The organism is Arcicella aquatica (assembly GCF_034928825.1).
Taxonomy (GTDB): domain Bacteria; phylum Bacteroidota; class Bacteroidia; order Cytophagales; family Spirosomataceae; genus Arcicella; species Arcicella aquatica.
The window spans coordinates 59,526-74,848 of the sequence record NZ_JAYFUL010000026.1 but is presented as its reverse complement, the minus strand read 5'-3'; the positions used below and the strand labels follow the sequence as shown (position 1 = coordinate 74,848).

Sequence of the window (15,323 nt, the reverse complement as noted above, 5' to 3'; positions counted from 1 at the left end):
AGAAACATCAATCAAGGATTTTTGAAAATCTGGGAAGAGCTTTTGAATATATTTACTCGGTGGATTCAAATACAACTATCTCATTATCAATATTTAATAAAAAACATCGGGTAGAGTAAGCACTTTTGTTACTACTGTTTTTTGTTTTATAAGTTCGCATTTTGAGTTTACTTTGTTTATGCATTTGATTTGGTGCTAGTAAATAATTAGAAAAATGTGGTCTGTTCTGATTATAAATTTTGACAGCCTCTTTGATAATTACTTTCATGGTTTCAATATTTTGCTCATACTTATCAATCATAAATTCTTGTTTTAATATTCCATTGATTCTCTCTGCCACAGCACGGTGCGACGATTCGCTTTTCGTAAGGGTCTGAGTTTTTGGTCATACTACAAAGAATTTTATATTTATTGAGTATATGCTGATATTGGTCGGCACAATATTGTAATCCTCTGTCAGAATGATGAATCAGGGGCAAGGCTTGATAATTTCTTTGTTTTATTGCCATCTTCAAAGCCATCACACTACTTTCTGTATTCAAATTATTAGCTACGTAATAACCCATTATTTTCTTTGAATAAGCATCTGTAACTAAACTTACATAGCAAGGGTTATCACGTTTCCTAATGTAGGTAATATCAGCCACCCAGACTTGTTCTGGTCTATTAATCTCTATATTAAGCACCATATTTTGATGCTTTCTAAAACGGTGATGGGAATTAGTAGTTACATGATAACGATGTTTGGGCTGAATCAGCAGATGATTTGCTCGCAAAATGTCAAAGAATTTGTCTCTACCTATATCCATCAACTCAAGTTTGTCTCTCAAAAGGTAATAGAGTTTCTTGGTACCAATTCGAGGCATTGCCTTTCTAATCTCATGCACCATCATTACTCCTTGCTCTGCCTTATTTTGTTTGACAACTCGTCTATGTAGACTTCGATAATAAACCTGTCTATCAATCCCGAACAAGTGACAGGCAAACCCTACGGTTGTCTTTTCTTGTTTAATAAATTGTTCGATTGTTCGGGTTGTGAGTTTTTTCGAATATCAATCTGATATCGGCGGGCGACCCCGTCTTTCTCGGCTAGATTAATCATCATATCAAATATGATAACTTTCTTATCGGCTATATTTGCTTGATGTTCTAAGAATGCTTTCTGTTTCTCCAAGAGCTTTACTTTGGCTTCAAACTCCATAATCTTTTGTTCAGGGGTCTTGGGCATATTGCTTGGCGTTTTATTTTCCCAGCTTAGGCAGCCCCATCAAATGTACCAAATTTCCTTAACCAACCTACAATTGTTGAACGAGCTTGAATACCATATTTACGACAAGCAGCATGAGTGGATAGCTCTCCTCTTTCAATTTGCTGAACAATTTGTAATTTAAAAGACATACTGTAATCTCTCTGAGTTCGCTTTACATAATTAGTTTCTTGGTTCATAAGAAAGTTTTTTGTGTAGCGCTATTTCAGGACTAGACAATGCAGCAAATTTCGTTAATACGACCATCGGTTAGTTGACTAAGACGCTTGTAGTTTGGCTGATTCCAGGGTTTTGCCGCAGGGCGATAGTAATGTTGACAATACCTTTATACGTTGAACTGCCGGTGGTGAAATTGACGGAGGCTACGCCGTTGGCGTCGGAAGCGGTGCCGTTGCTGAACACGCCGACTGGATTGCCGTCGCTATCGGTTGCGCTGTAAACAAACAGGTAGCCAGTTGCGGGCTTACCGATGTTTTTTTGCAGGCTGATATTGATGACCAAGTTATTGCCAAAGCCTGAGCTGACAGACGGGTTATTGGTCAGGAGCATATTGTCGGGCACCGATCGGGTGAAATTAACGGTCAAGCTACGGGTGATTCCGAGACCAGTCATGGTTACATGAACGGGGCCTTCGGCGGTTTTCTTCAGGTAGGCTATCGCATTACCCGCGCCGTCAGCGTTAATTGTCATGTTGCCGGTATTGTTACTGAAAGTGGCGCTGTTGTCCGCGGTAAAGGCAATGATTTGAGATACTACCGGCAGTCTTTTATTTACTGCGGCGGTCAGGGTCATCGCACTTACCCCGTCGGCCATAATGTTATCGGTAAAGGGACTGATGGTGAATACGTTGTCCGCATTAGGTGCGACAAAATTGACGGTCAGGTTACGGGTGACACCGAGACCGGTCATGGTTACATGAACGGGACCTTCTGCAGCTTTCTTCAGATAGGCAATGGCATTGCCGGCGCCGTCTGCTGGAACGGTGATGTTAGAGGTGTTGTTGCTGAAGGTTGCGCCATTGTCCGCGGCGAATACAACGGACTGGGCGGAAGTGGGCAAGCTCTTGTTGATGGCGGCGGTCAGTATCATGGTCGTAATGCCATCTGCGGTGACATTGTCGGTATAAGCTGCCACGGTAAAGATATTATCGGCTGAGGGTGCTGTAAAGTTCACGGTTTTCACCGCAGTATATTTGGTGGCTACGGTGGCTTTGATCGTCGCTGTTCCAGTAATGGCACTTTTAATACTGACGGTGGCCTTGCCCAAGGCGTCGGCACTGACGGTAATGGTCGTACTGTTGCTGTTTACAAATGTTCCGAGGTCTGTGGTAAAGGTCACCAGAGTCTGTGGATCCGAATCGGCGGGCAACACGGCGGTTATAGCCAGTGTTGTCAGGTTATCAGCAGGTGAGGTTTCCGGGTCAGGCTTTAAGAAGTGAATGACCATGGTAGCGTTCAGCGGGTCTTTCTTACAACTGCCAGTGCTCAGCAACAGGCAAGCCATTAAAAGCAGGATGATATTTTTCATGAGAAATGTACGGTAAAAAGCTGGCTATCGGGGTCGTTGTTAACAGTGTCGATCCCGTTAATATAAATATAGCCTATGCTGAAGTTGGGGTTGCTACCGTTCTTGACAATGGTCAAATTATCGCTGAAAGACTTCGGCGAATTTGGCAGATTAAAGTTTTGCGTGATTTCTTTCACTTCCCGACCGTCCGCTAGTTTAAAAAATAGGTTGTTCCCTGAATTTAAGTGATAGGTGAGCTTGATTGGATCCGAGTTGCCGCTAACATCAAAGTTTAAGGTAACCTGCCCCGGCGTTGAAATAAACGCGCTAGATGGAGAAGGTGCGGAAATGCTGAATGCTGCCATGATCTTAATTTTATTGAAAAGATGAAATCTGTGTGCTGTGAAATAAACTGTTGAATACCGTTTTTACATTAATATCGAAGGATAGCGAAATAAAAGGCGATCCGGCAATGGATTTATTGGTATTGAGGGGATTCGGGTTGACCTGTCCGTACCAAACCATACCGCCGTTAATTCGGACAAAGTCCGCCACGCGGAATCCGCCGCCGGTGATTAAGTTAAAATTCGACCCTAGGACGTCCGTTCGGTAACCCTCCTTGGATAGCGTATTGACGGTAAGCCCGACTAAAAACGAAAACCTTTTAAAAAAGTCAAGTTTATGAAAGGTAAGCGGATAGTTTTTGTTAACTGGACGCAGATAGATGTTGGTGCCTAAATAAGGTGCCAGCTGCCCGATTTGCGGGATGACAGCCAAACCAAGGTCAGCGCTGATATATAAATTGGCACGTGTACTAAAATCTCCCGGTGTACTGGTGCCGATGATATAAGCATTGCTGTAAAGCCGATCGGCTAAGACAGTGGTAAAGGTAAGAGATTGCGTAGCAATATCCTGGTCTATTGTTTTCAAATCCAGGCTGAATTGCTTGAACTTGTCGGTGATGCCTGGTAAAAAGTCATCGATAATCGATTTTTTTATGGGCATGAGATCGGTATTATCCGCTAAAATGGGTTGAAGGGCGTCGGCCAGTGCTTTACAGTTGGCGAGATAAGTGTTCACCTGCGCATCGTCAACGGCATTGGCACCGGTCGGATACCGCCAAGCGAGCGGAGCCAAGGAGAAGACTTTTCGCAATGCTTTGACATCATTATTATTATCCGGATCTGTTAGGGTGCGTTCATACGCCAGTTCGAAGACTTTGAGTTTTTCGATCAGGGTTTTCAGCTCTACAATCTTCCTGTCCAAGGTTTTTTTGCTTACACTAGATTGTTCGTAGGCAGTACAGATGATCCCAAGTGCGTCGAAAAGGATTTTATGGTGGGCTGCGTCAATTGCCGCAAAGTCGATTTTTAAGCCTTGTGCCTCCAGCGCATCAGCGGTTTTTTGCTTAATTTGTTTGATGATCACATTAAATGTGTCATCGGTGAATTCTGTGCTTCCGCCCGCAGCAGCTTGTGCGATGGCATCCGTTATAAAAGGTTTTGCGGTGGCAACGAGTGTTGCTTTGTGCGGATCGGTTAGTTTTCGCCGCATGCGGAAAATGAAGGTGAAGACCTTGTTGGGTGGCAGACCCTCGTCGATCATCAGGGTGAATTGTTTGTCGCCCGCTTTATAAAACCAAGCCGTGTGATGCCCTAGTTGTGCGGGATTTTGCATAAGTGTTTCTAGGTCGATATTTTTTTTCTTCAGGCCGTACCAGCAATCAATCGCCTGCACTTGGTCGATGGTGATCGGGTCGGTAGCCGCCCCACCACCGATGATCTGGAAAGGTACGTCAAAGGGAAGAACATCTGAAAATGCATGGAGGCTGAGATCCATTGTAATCGTCGGTGATCCGCTTGTAAACGTTCCGGTGGCGGTTTTCGTTACGGTCTTGGTCACCTGGGTGGAAGACGCCACGGTCTGTCCGTAAGATCCATAAATTGTGCCTACAAGTAAAATGCCTAACAGTTTAAAAACGCGAGGTGAGTTAAAGATCATAGGTCGATAAAAATATGAAGTTGAGCGCCTGATAGAAAGTGGTTGACAAACAGCTTGAGCTTGACCTCAATGTATTTCGTTAACGGCATGGGCTATTGTTCTATTCGCTGTAGAGCCTACCGCTTCTTTAAAAACGGTGCATGGAACAACTATGTGTATGCAATCTTCTTAGATATTAAATTGAGGCTGTAATCGCCTTTTAGTAAAGCAGTTACCAAGTAAAGATAAGATAAATATTTATTTTTACAAATTATATTGTAGTAAAAATATTTTCGTTGTTTCTACCCTGCTCAGGTACCGGTATGCGCTCTGATTCTAGTGATATTATCTGCCACGATATCCAATGAAAACGCAAAAATAAATATGGACATGAACTCTTCTGGAAGCCCGACAAATTTCTGTCCATAGGAAAGATAACCGCCGATCCCCATCAATAGGGTTAGTATAAAAAGCTGCAGCAAACTATAGGCAATATAACGGCCGTAAAGAATCTTAAAGGAGGTGTTGATTGAAGCTAGGCTTATGGTCTTTAAGTCAGTTCCGGGCGAGAGTGGCTGTGAAACCGAAGACTCTTGATGTGCAAAAGCAAATGCAGGCGGAGCGGGCTGACCGGGTCCTAACGTAATGGGAGATACACTCACGGCGACTGTCCATGCGGTATTCAGGTCCATAGGTAAGGACTGAGTCCAGTACATCAGAGCCTGCGGGACTCCCTGCGGATTGCTGATCATATCACCAATCGCTTTCAGCCAGCTACTGAACACTGTTTTAAAGTTGGGGTGATTGTCCGCTAACTGGTTGGTGTTACTGTAGTATTTTATGATGCCTGTGGTCAGGGCCGTCAATGCCTGATCCAGTGTGGCTTGTATACGTTTGGCAGCAGCCAGTGCTGCATGGGCATCTGTGATGGCACTTCCGAAACTGGTTGTACACTCGGTTTGCGCGGGTGCCAATACAGCCAGAACTTTGGCCAAGGTCGGGTCTGTAGCCGGTATTGACGGATAGTAATTACTTTGGATAGTCAAAAAGAGTAGCAGGCCATTGGCATAAGCACCATAACTGGTCAGTCCGGTAATTTCCTGTTCCTGGGCTTTAGAATGCCAGATTGCCGCTTCTGTCGGATTGAAAAGATCCAGTTTCGCTTTTGCCTTTTTTAAACTGTCCTGGGCTTCCGACAGTATCCTGTTTAGCTGAGGCGGGAGATCGTCGGCAAAAAGGTCGGCTTCCAGCTTCAGATAAATATCTGTTTCCGTATCTGTTTGGGTTTTAAATGCTCTTTTGCGGTCATTGTAGGCATTCTGGGCATCATCTATTGCTTTGGTAATAACGGCGGTGCCGTTCAGGTTTGCGGAATTATTTTCCGGTGAGATTGCGGTTAATACGTTTTGTACAATCACGTTGACATCTTCCTGCAATTTGGGGTCTTCGATTGTAATTGTAAAACCTTTAATGTCCTGCACTAACTGCAGACCATTGAGCCGGGCTTGTTCACGTTCCTTTTTTTCCTTTAAAAAATGTCGGACGAAGGTTCCGGTCAGTAAGCCCGCAAAAACGGTCAGCACAATCCACCACTTGCTGAGCCTTTTCCAGATGCCGATTTGTACTGGGATAGGTGCAACGACGGAATTGGTCATCAGCTGGACCTTGCCGATGGTCTCCCCAAAAGGTAATGCTTCGAAGAGGTCTTTTTCGAGTGTATAAGCAATAGTCACCTGGCCACCGGGCAGTATTTTAACGGGTTTTGCCGGCAGGGTAATCAGGTTGCCCTGAACACCGGGGAAATAAGCGGAACTGATTCGGAGCCCGTCTGCGCCTGCTTTACCACTAGTCTCGGTAATCACAAGCGGGTCGGTTGTGCGGACACTCCCCTGTTCGGCTATATTAATCTTATCCACGGTCAGTACTGCCTGAGGGCGTATCAGCTTCAGGTTCAGGTAATGGTAATCGGTAGCATTGCCGGTCTGGTAGCGAAGGTTCACATCGTAATTGCCATGAGCATCCAGTAGAGCCGGATTTACTGTTAAGGTCAATTCGGACATTTTCGGGTTCCATGAAACTTTGATGCCTTTTATATAAGCGTCACTGGACACATTGCCGTTGCGGACAGAAAACGCGCTTACAGTGTCGAAGTGAAGTTCAACAGGTTTATCCAGTTTCAGCTTAACTGGTATCTTTGTTTCTTTTTCGGTGTTCATTTCAAAAAGGCTTCCCTCAACGGTTATCGTCTGGGCTCTTGCAATCGTGGTGGTGATGATCACCAAGATAAGGTAAAAAGTTTTCTTCATGTCAGTTTATCTTAAGGTTACTATTACCGAAGCAGGTAAAAACGAAGGCAAGGGGGTTATAAGAGCGGAAGCAGTTCTGGTTGAAATTCTGTATGGCTTCGCCCAAGTCTTTACCGTCTCGGTAGAGCGATTGCAACACCTCGCGGATAAAAACAGCACCAAGGTCCGGGGTAATATCGCATTCGGTGCCGACAATGGCAGAAGCACCAGCGGTGTAAAAATCTTCGATCAGGGAATTGAGCGAATTGACGGTCATTGTTGCATTATAGCAGCTGATCAGGAAGACCAGTGGTAATGGCGCACTGCCCCAGGAATCATCCTGCATAATCTTATTAATGAGCAGACGGTGGTAAAGCCATTTATTCAGCGGCAGGTTCCCGCCGTCCGGCGGCCAGGTATCCCGTAAAAAGGTAAGGATACGGGGTTCATCGGGTTCACCCGCAATCGTGCCAGTCTCCAAATGTCCGAATACAACCAACGAAGAAGGTCTGGAGGCTTCGCTCCACAGCAATTCCATCAGGTTACAGGCATGGGTGACCTCCTGCAATGGCAAGTCAGCCCGTAGTTGGGCCAGCAGGCTTTCGCTATGGGGGTCGCTGAAATTATTGGCATAAAGTACATTTTTACCGCTTCCCGCTACGGACTGTACTGTATCTTTCGCTTTATCCGCTGTAGTCAGCAATTGCTCAATCCGGTGCCTGAAACCCCAGAATCCTTCGATGCAATAGGTGAATAGGTTCGGGTTATGTGGGCAGCCCTCACCGTCAGCACACTGGAAAACGGGATATAAGTTCGGGTCAATCGGCACGCCCATGCAAACTGGGTATTCAGGATTTCCAGCAGCCGGAGGTACCAAATAATAATCGTATATCAATGGCCAGGGAAAAGAATAGTTAACTTCATGCCGGGCAATCTGAAAAGAAAGGTTGCTACTTTCCCTGACTTTTTTCAATGTGTCTTTAAACTCCTTATCATTAGCGGTAAACAGACGTTCGTAATAGGTATGACCGGTCTTGGCGAATTTGCGTACTTGGTCATAAAAGGCTTCCCGATTAGGCTCAGCTACATCTAAAGGGAACCTTAGGTAACCCCCATCGAAATAGGCAACTTTAAGCAGTTCGCTGAATGTTTGCTGGGCGTCTTTAAGCACGCCCTCATTCAGTCCGTGAACTTCACGGACTACAGTATCGTCTTTGACAAAAAGTGAATGGGTGCCATCATTGCCAGCATTGAGCCCGATATAAAGGTCTCGCTCCCCTACCTCGTCAAGGTTAGTATATTTGGCTGAGGTGGCGATATCCATTCGTACGGTGGTGGCGGGTTGCTGCCAGTTATTATTATTATATGTCCCGACCGCAGCTTCCAGCAGGAAGGCTTGCAGAAGATAATTTTTCCGAAATATGCCGAAACGTAATTGTGCAGTCTCCAGTTCTTCGGGGATTTCCAACAGGAACTGGGCAGTAGTCGAGCCACCCAATAAGGGCAGCTTGATCATTTTTCTCGGTTTGGAGGTCAATATAAAATCTTTGGAAAAAAGGACGACTTCCAGTTCATGCCCGTCTTTATCATCAGGATCGGGTAGCAGCGGATCAATAGAATCGACCTTTCCGGTCATCAGGCTTTCCGGCGATAGCTGACCGATACCTATATTCAGGCGATAACGCCCACCAGAGAAAAGTGGCTGGTACCTATTGATCGGTATGTAACGTAGCGTATCGGTTAAATGGTCCATGGTCGCATTTACTACCCGCTCCTGAGCTTGCCGTAAATTGTCGAACAGATCGGGCGTATTGATCAGCGCTTTTAATTCGGACATATATCGGTCTAGTTGCGGTTGCTGGCTAATCCTGAAATACTGTATCTCATTGGAAAGAGGAACTAGACCGCTGGACTCCCGGCCAAAATCACCACCGAAGCCTTTCATTTGGCTAAAATATTGGCCAATCTGCGAGCTACCTGTAAATGCAGTACCAAGTTTTGCACCGGCGGCTGGTAGGAGTTTTTGGATGAATTGTTCCAAGTTACCAGGATTTATAGTGCGTGCATACTGGTCTACGGTCTTTTTGAAATTATCCAGCCCATCGACTATCCGCAACGCTTGGTTAGCCTCTACGCTAGTGAACAGAATCGGACTAAAATGAGGCTCCTCGGTTCTTTTTATAGCAAACTCAACCGCTTCATGAAGCGGGTAGTCGTGAATGATACTGTATAGAAATTCCTTTAAAAAATAATGTTCACCGTGATGTGGCCATTCATGGGCCAGCAGTACAGATGAGTTCGGGTAACGCTGGTGCCAAACTGCCATTTCTGAAAAATAAGCACCAAGAAAGATAATCAGCCGAGGTGCTTTAGCGGCATCGTCTCTGAAATAAAAATCATCACTGGTGTAATCAGTAATTAATATATCGACGTTCTGATATTCCGGATCTTTAAAGTAACTATTGTCGATGATTTGCAGACCATACTCACGGGTGTTCGGATCGTTCCTCAGCCAGTTCCATTTTTCAATTTGCGACCTGATATTCTTGGCGTCCGTTCCGGCCAGCGCGATGCGGAAGGGTAACTCGAAAGTTGGTCGTTTGGGTATCTTTCGGTCATGAATGAACTGATAACTTCTTTCTTTTAACGTTTCTTGAAACAAATCAGTCCAATAACTGAAATTATATATCGACCAAAGCCTCGTCACCAGCGATTTCAGTGGAGCCTCTAGCTCGAGGTCTAGGAAAATTGCCAAAGGAATGTCTTTCATCCCGTATTGTGTCATGCGCTGCCGCGGATTAGCATCCAACATCTGAGTCAGGTAGGCATCAATGCGTAGATCTATTCTTACACTGGCTAATAATGGCAGGTTAACGCTACGGTATTCTTTTCCGGGTGTTTTGACTTTGTTGCCCATGCCGTCCTCATAACGGACGAAGACGTATTTTTTTCGGAATACAAAGCAAAGCTGTACCCACTTGTTTTTTTCTGGTTTATTCATTGTCGTGTAAACAATTATTTTTCAGGAGTTTACACGACTAAAATAAGAAATAATAATCTATTTGGTATTGGGGATCAAAAATAATTTTTTGAGGTCGTTTGTGGGGAAAACTTAGGTAAAGCAGAATTATTAGTCCAATAGGCAATACTAAAAGAAGATAATTAATTACTATTGTGGCTCAGCTGCGTGCGCAGCACGGCTTTGAACGTAGCACCCTAACTCATATTGCAGATTAATAGTGAGTTATTGATGAAAAAGAAAATGTAAAAATACATTAACTTGTACCTCTTCGCTCTTGTAGCGTGTACGCGAAGGAACACCACCAAATAACCCAAAAACGATATTTGCTTACATAGCAAGCAAATTTGATAACCAATTAACATTTAATAGGAAGCGTTTAGACATTAGTACTGTTCGGCCTTGTAGTCAAAGCCAAAGGAGTCATGACTTGAATATTGATATTCATTACCCCAACAAAGTTTTGAAGCACCCTTATTGTAAAATAAATTTCAGAGAAGAGATGGATTACGATAAAAAACCTTGTATCAAATGACTAGAAAATATAATTACAAAGACTTTGCACTAACATGTAATTGGGAACCATAGACAGGATATGAATATTTCTTATCCTGTCTATTTAATATTATCTATAGCAACAATAGTAGATTTTAAAGGCATTAAAAATGTTTTTACCTGTCATCAAGCTTTACGTATCAAACCCAATTCCTCAGCTTGTCCCAAAGAAATATATGCTTTATATGTTTCAGTAATTTCAGAAGAATCTTGATTGAGCGATTGCCAAACCGAAACTAAATCGTTTTCTATCAAAAACTCTCCTTTGATTTCTACTAAAATTTGGTCTAGCTTAGCTTTCTTTACTTTCTCTCGTATTTGTTTTACTAAACCTTTTCTCTCCTCAATTTCAGGCGATACGTCTATAGAAATATTGCCTAGTTCCTTTGCAATATTATCAATCATCTTTGCAGTAATTACCTTTCCAGGCGATTGATTTTTTTCTAATGCTTTTTCCCACACTTCACTTCTAAATTCTTCTGGAACTTTACTCAAAGCAGCCGCATGAGATTCTTTTGTAGGAACAACAATTGAAGCTTGACTATCTTGCTCATTTTTGTCGGAAATTTCCGACAAAGTATTTACGACAGCTGCAGCATCCATTAATTCATAGGCTCTTTGTCTTTTTAGATTCCATCTATCTCGGCAATAGCTTTCAAATGTTGTGAATTTATCTCTGTATAATTTATTATTTCTAATTTCAAAAAGAGCATTTCCAACCTCAACAAATGTATTTAAACCTTTCTCTATAACAGCCTCACATGATGACAATCTATCAAGTTCAATTGTGTTTAAAGCTGAAAGAGTTGTCGATTCTTCTACCTGCGGGACAATATCTGTTAACAGTGATTCGCTATGCAAATCTCTTAATAAATCATTACTAAAGCTTTTCTTTGCCATTTTTATGCTCAATTAAACTACTAAAATTTCTACCTCTTCTATTTTTACAGAAAGCTTCCCTCCTATTGACTGAGTACTTCTTCACAAAGTACCATATAATCGCTTGCTCCTCTTGATTCAGGTGCATATTCGAAAATGCTTTGTGCAAATGCTGTACATTCCATCAAAGATACATCTTGACGAATGTTAGATTTATAAAGTTTGATGTCGGAATTTTCCGACAATTTTGTATAAATCATCTGACTGAATTTTGTTCGCATATCAAATTTATTCAACAGAATTCCGCCTAATTGAATATTTGGATTCATTCGCTTTCTGATTTTAGCACATAATTGCAATATTTCATCTAAACCAACATAAGCAAAGTTTTCTCCTTGAATGGGTACAATAAAATAATCGCTTGCCACGAGTGCATTCACTGTTAATGAACCCAAACTTGGTGGACAGTCAATCAAAACGTAATCATAATCTTTTCCTGCAAGTTGTTCCTGCAAGAAATAACCAGAGTCTGGTTCCATATTAATTCTATACTCAAAACTCAAAAGCAATCTACTTGATGGTAAAATATCCATCTTTTCTTTTTTAATCAAAGTTTGTTCGAACGTTGACTCTCCTACTAGTAATTCTCCAATGTGACTAGTGTTATTTTTGACTCCTAAGGCAATACTAAGGTTGCACTGAGCATCAAGGTCAATCAAGAGCACTTTGAAGCCTTTATGGGCCAATGCTGCCCCTAAATTGAGCGTGGTGGTGGTCTTTCCTGTTCCGCCTTTATTATTGGTAATTGAAAATACTTTCATATAATTTTTATACTAGTCTTTAATTAAATATTCTTCACCATTTATAAGTTCTAATCTAAACCCTTGAGCCAATAAAGAAGCCACATAAGTATCAAAATCTTCTGAGGGTGCTACTCCCCTTTTTAACATTGCCATAAATCCTTCCTCCTGCTCTTTTACTTTCAATTTAACAGTTTGTTGGCTAGCTTCTTTAGTTTTTGTTGAAATTGGTTGCTTATAAATTTTATCATTTTTCTGGCTGATATATGTTTCCATTAAATGTTGTTTCGTAATGGCAGCATAAATAGCACCTGAGAGCGACTTAATACTTCCTTTAGATTTTTTATCTTTTAATTCTTTAATAACATAGTAAATATAATCTACATCAATTTTTCCACTATTAAGCATTTCGCTAATTTCTTGCATAGAATTTAGACTCACACCAATTTCAGATAGCAAACTCTGAAGATGATTCGGTAAATTCAACTCTTCTTCCATTGGTAAAGAAAGTTGCCTGTTGATGACAAACTCCACTTGTTTCACCGATCGTCCTTCCTTGATTTCGTTAAAAGAAAAAGCCATATCTGTTTGTGTTAACTCTCGCTGCGAAACCAGTAACACCCATTTTTTAAAATCATAGAAATTGGGATACTGTCCTTCAATGCCCATCATTGTTTTCAAATCATCAACCTTTAGGCTAAAAGTATTTGAATTATAAGAAAATGACTTCAGTAACCAGTAAATTCGATATGAATAATAACTACGCAATTGAAGAAGTACTTTGATTTCTGCAACAGTAAAGTTTCCTTTCAATTGTAAAAGATAGGGTTTAACAAAGCTATTTAACTGAGCAACAATAAAACCAGAGCCATCTTTATAACGACAAGTAGCCATCAAAGGGTCACTGATAATTTCACGTTTGCCATTATGGTCAACAGTCTCAACTGTAATAACTTTACTTGATAATTTAATGACAGCTTCTTTAACATCTTGATATGCTTTTCCTCCATCAACATTGGAGGAAACTTCTGAGATAGGTATTCTGCATAAAGAAAAATCTGTATCGCCTTTATTGATGCGACCTAATAAGGCAATGAATAGGCGAGTTTCCATCAACGACATATTGAATCTGGCTTTTACTAACTCATTGTGTTGCGCAACTGTTATATCTGATTCTAGAATTGTAGGTTTCTTTTGCTGTCTCATAGGTTCAAAAATAATATTTTATTACGAGAAAACACAAATCTACTCGCAATAAAATATTATAAATTTAATTGACGGGGTTTTCCTCGTAGTTCATACAAATACAATCACTAGAAATACCCAAAATAATCTTCTATGACCTTTGAAAATTAAGCATTTAAAAACTGACGGGGTTTTCCTCGTAGTTGACGGGGTTTTCCTCGTAGTTGACGGGGTTTTTCTCGTAATTAACGGGGTTTTTCTCGTAGTTAGACGGGGTTTTCCTCGTAGTTAACGGGGTTTTCCTCGTAGTTAGACGGGGTTTTCCTCGTAGTTATGTGTTGTAACAATCTGTCTTACAATAACTTATAATTAAAAATTCATACAATAGTATAATAGTATTAATAATAGTATAACTACTAATATTAGTTAGATTTTTATTTTTTTTAAATGTAAATAATTGAAATAAATGCTGACGGGGTTTTCCTCGTAGTTAGATTTTGGACAGCTTTATAAAACGAGCCAAAAAGGAGGGAGTAAATACAAAGATAAGTTGCTATGTAAAATAGAATTCTATTTACTTAGTAACTTTAAACATTGTTATGACTGATCAATAAATATTTAACTTTTACTGTGGTAAAATACTTTTGATGCTTACTTGTTAGCTTGTCAGGTTGTGTACGTTCAATAAGTCCTTTACTTATCATTGGTTCTAAGTATTGATGAAAATTTTTCGATTGTTTACTTAGGGAAATATGTTGTAGAATTTCTACCTTCGATTTCGCCGTAACACAATATCCCAATACCTCTAGCATTTTGAATAAATACAGATTTTTTGATAGTTTGCTCTGGCATAAATAACTCATTCTTTAGCCTTTGAAGAGTATATTCTTGAACTTTCTTTTTCTGTACATTAGGTTACTTTTCGGGTTATCTTGGTTACTTTCTGGCTTATCTTGGTTACTTTGGACTGTTGTTAAAGGAATAAAATCTGGATGAATAGGAATAGTAACGATAAAAAAACGTCTATCTACTCCATCTGTATCAAAGTAAGCAGGTTGTGAACCATTGTTTTTAAGTGACTTTCTAATCGTTGGAATACCTGTACCTTTCCTTCTGTTAGACGAAGTTCTCTGTTGGAAAACCATAAACAGGACGCTTGGGCATACCGTTTTCTTATTCGATACCTGCAACAATATATCCACGTCCTAAATTTTCAAAACCATTATCAAATGCTCCAACAGTTCGCATGATAGCAGTTGGATTCCAATTTTTAAAATGCTAATCGTTCTGACTCTACTGTTTTACCTTGTAGAATAGTGGATATATTTAAGGGTATTGACATGTTTTAATATTTTTTAGCACTATCGGAAAAGTACAAAATATTATGTACTAATATATAGCCATCTAAGTTTATCAGCACTGTAAAGTCAGAACATAGACTAAAAATGAATGCTTAGATAGAAAACCCCAAAGACGTCAAAGAATAACACTTGGAAGGAACAACCAGTAAGTAGGAGGGAGAAGAGTTTTGATGAAGTAAGAATAGCGTAAATACTGAGAGAATATAGTTGGTGACATGTGTAAACCTTGTAGCTACTAAGCAAGAAAAAAGGGCTTGTATAGTTGTTTTATTAACAGCTAATTTAGCTACTTTATCCCCTAAAGTGGAGATGATGATATGATATTTATACGAATTCGGGCAAAAAGATTCATAGTGTAAAATTTATGTCAAAATAGTGTAAGATTATTATAAGATTAGTGTAAAAAGGTAGTTAATATAAAATTTAGGAACAATTATTATAAAGTTAGTGTAAGATTAAGGAATTGAGATAGCAGAATTGATTTAG

General features: G+C 40.8%; 14 protein-coding genes. All 14 read right to left on the bottom strand.

The annotated features are described in order from the left end of the window. Nucleotides 1–52 precede the first annotated feature (52 nt). Nucleotides 53–301, bottom strand: a complete 249-nt coding sequence (locus VB264_RS25130) for a hypothetical protein (protein WP_407654659.1) — start codon at nucleotides 299–301, stop codon at nucleotides 53–55. Further along, nucleotides 294–974, bottom strand: a complete 681-nt coding sequence (locus VB264_RS15460; protein ID WP_323250701.1) for a DDE-type integrase/transposase/recombinase — start codon at nucleotides 972–974, stop codon at nucleotides 294–296. The genes VB264_RS25130 and VB264_RS15460 overlap by 8 nt, the downstream gene beginning before the upstream one ends. A 14-nt stretch (nucleotides 975–988) precedes the next feature. After that, nucleotides 989–1,228, bottom strand: coding sequence for a hypothetical protein (locus tag VB264_RS15455; RefSeq protein WP_323250700.1), 240 nt, complete (start codon nucleotides 1,226–1,228; stop codon nucleotides 989–991). Nucleotides 1,229–1,254: 26 nt separating this feature from the next. Then, nucleotides 1,255–1,446 (bottom strand): transposase, encoded by a 192-nt coding sequence (locus tag VB264_RS15450; RefSeq protein ID WP_323250699.1) that lies wholly within the window; start codon nucleotides 1,444–1,446, stop codon nucleotides 1,255–1,257. A 70-nt stretch (nucleotides 1,447–1,516) separates the two neighbouring features. Continuing rightward, a complete protein-coding gene (locus VB264_RS15445) occupies nucleotides 1,517–2,794 on the bottom strand; it encodes an Ig-like domain-containing protein (protein ID WP_323250698.1) in 1,278 nt (425 codons plus the stop codon). After that, complete coding sequence (locus tag VB264_RS15440) at nucleotides 2,791–3,138, bottom strand: hypothetical protein (protein ID WP_323250697.1); 348 nt, start codon at nucleotides 3,136–3,138, stop codon at nucleotides 2,791–2,793. Before VB264_RS15440 ends, VB264_RS15445 begins: the two co-directional genes overlap by 4 nt. A gap of 10 nt (nucleotides 3,139–3,148) precedes the next feature. Next, a complete protein-coding gene (locus VB264_RS15435) occupies nucleotides 3,149–4,612 on the bottom strand; it encodes a hypothetical protein (protein ID WP_323250696.1) in 1,464 nt (487 codons plus the stop codon). Nucleotides 4,613–5,064: 452 nt separating this feature from the next. Beyond that, nucleotides 5,065–7,059, bottom strand: coding sequence for a hypothetical protein (locus tag VB264_RS15430; RefSeq protein WP_323250695.1), 1,995 nt, complete (start codon nucleotides 7,057–7,059; stop codon nucleotides 5,065–5,067). 1 nt (nucleotide 7,060) lies between these two features. Next, entirely contained in the window at nucleotides 7,061–10,039 is a 2,979-nt protein-coding gene (locus tag VB264_RS15425; RefSeq protein WP_323250694.1) for a hypothetical protein, read from the bottom strand. A gap of 699 nt (nucleotides 10,040–10,738) precedes the next feature. Then, a complete protein-coding gene (locus tag VB264_RS15420) occupies nucleotides 10,739–11,512 on the bottom strand; it encodes a hypothetical protein (protein WP_323250693.1) in 774 nt (257 codons plus the stop codon). A gap of 62 nt (nucleotides 11,513–11,574) precedes the next feature. Beyond that, nucleotides 11,575–12,312: a ParA family protein gene (locus VB264_RS15415; protein ID WP_323250692.1), complete on the bottom strand. Its 738-nt coding sequence runs from the start codon at nucleotides 12,310–12,312 to the stop codon at nucleotides 11,575–11,577. 12 nt (nucleotides 12,313–12,324) lie between these two features. Beyond that, nucleotides 12,325–13,497: a replication initiation protein gene (locus VB264_RS15410; protein WP_323250691.1), complete on the bottom strand. Its 1,173-nt coding sequence runs from the start codon at nucleotides 13,495–13,497 to the stop codon at nucleotides 12,325–12,327. 566 nt (nucleotides 13,498–14,063) lie between these two features. Further along, the gene (locus VB264_RS25125; protein WP_407654658.1) at nucleotides 14,064–14,288 is read right to left on the bottom strand and encodes a Fic family protein; all 225 of its coding nucleotides are present in this window, start codon (nucleotides 14,286–14,288) and stop codon (nucleotides 14,064–14,066) included. 54 nt (nucleotides 14,289–14,342) lie between these two features. Then, nucleotides 14,343–14,621 carry a hypothetical protein gene (locus VB264_RS15405; RefSeq protein WP_323250690.1) on the bottom strand — a complete coding sequence of 93 codons (279 nt, stop codon included), beginning with the start codon at nucleotides 14,619–14,621 and terminating at the stop codon, nucleotides 14,343–14,345. Between the last annotated feature and the right edge of the window lie 702 nt (nucleotides 14,622–15,323).

Excerpts from the sequence above, each read along its gene's own strand:
- VB264_RS15420 (WP_323250693.1), bottom strand. The coding sequence starts at position 11,512 with ATGGCAAAGAAAAGCTTTAGTAATGATTTATTAAGAGATTTGCATAGC.
- VB264_RS15410 (WP_323250691.1), bottom strand. The coding sequence starts at position 13,497 with ATGAGACAGCAAAAGAAACCTACAATTCTAGAATCAGATATAACAGTT.
- VB264_RS15425 (WP_323250694.1), bottom strand. The coding sequence starts at position 10,039 with ATGAATAAACCAGAAAAAAACAAGTGGGTACAGCTTTGCTTTGTATTC.
- VB264_RS25125 (WP_407654658.1), bottom strand. The coding sequence starts at position 14,288 with ATGCTAGAGGTATTGGGATATTGTGTTACGGCGAAATCGAAGGTAGAA.
- VB264_RS15445 (WP_323250698.1), bottom strand. The coding sequence starts at position 2,794 with ATGAAAAATATCATCCTGCTTTTAATGGCTTGCCTGTTGCTGAGCACT.
- VB264_RS15435 (WP_323250696.1), bottom strand. The coding sequence starts at position 4,612 with ATGGATCTCAGCCTCCATGCATTTTCAGATGTTCTTCCCTTTGACGTA.
- VB264_RS15430 (WP_323250695.1), bottom strand. The coding sequence starts at position 7,059 with ATGAAGAAAACTTTTTACCTTATCTTGGTGATCATCACCACCACGATT.
- VB264_RS25130 (WP_407654659.1), bottom strand. The coding sequence starts at position 301 with ATGATTGATAAGTATGAGCAAAATATTGAAACCATGAAAGTAATTATC.
- VB264_RS15415 (WP_323250692.1), bottom strand. The coding sequence starts at position 12,312 with ATGAAAGTATTTTCAATTACCAATAATAAAGGCGGAACAGGAAAGACC.
- VB264_RS15450 (WP_323250699.1), bottom strand. The coding sequence starts at position 1,446 with ATGAACCAAGAAACTAATTATGTAAAGCGAACTCAGAGAGATTACAGT.
- VB264_RS15405 (WP_323250690.1), bottom strand. The coding sequence starts at position 14,621 with ATGGTTTTCCAACAGAGAACTTCGTCTAACAGAAGGAAAGGTACAGGT.
- VB264_RS15455 (WP_323250700.1), bottom strand. The coding sequence starts at position 1,228 with ATGCCCAAGACCCCTGAACAAAAGATTATGGAGTTTGAAGCCAAAGTA.
- VB264_RS15440 (WP_323250697.1), bottom strand. The coding sequence starts at position 3,138 with ATGGCAGCATTCAGCATTTCCGCACCTTCTCCATCTAGCGCGTTTATT.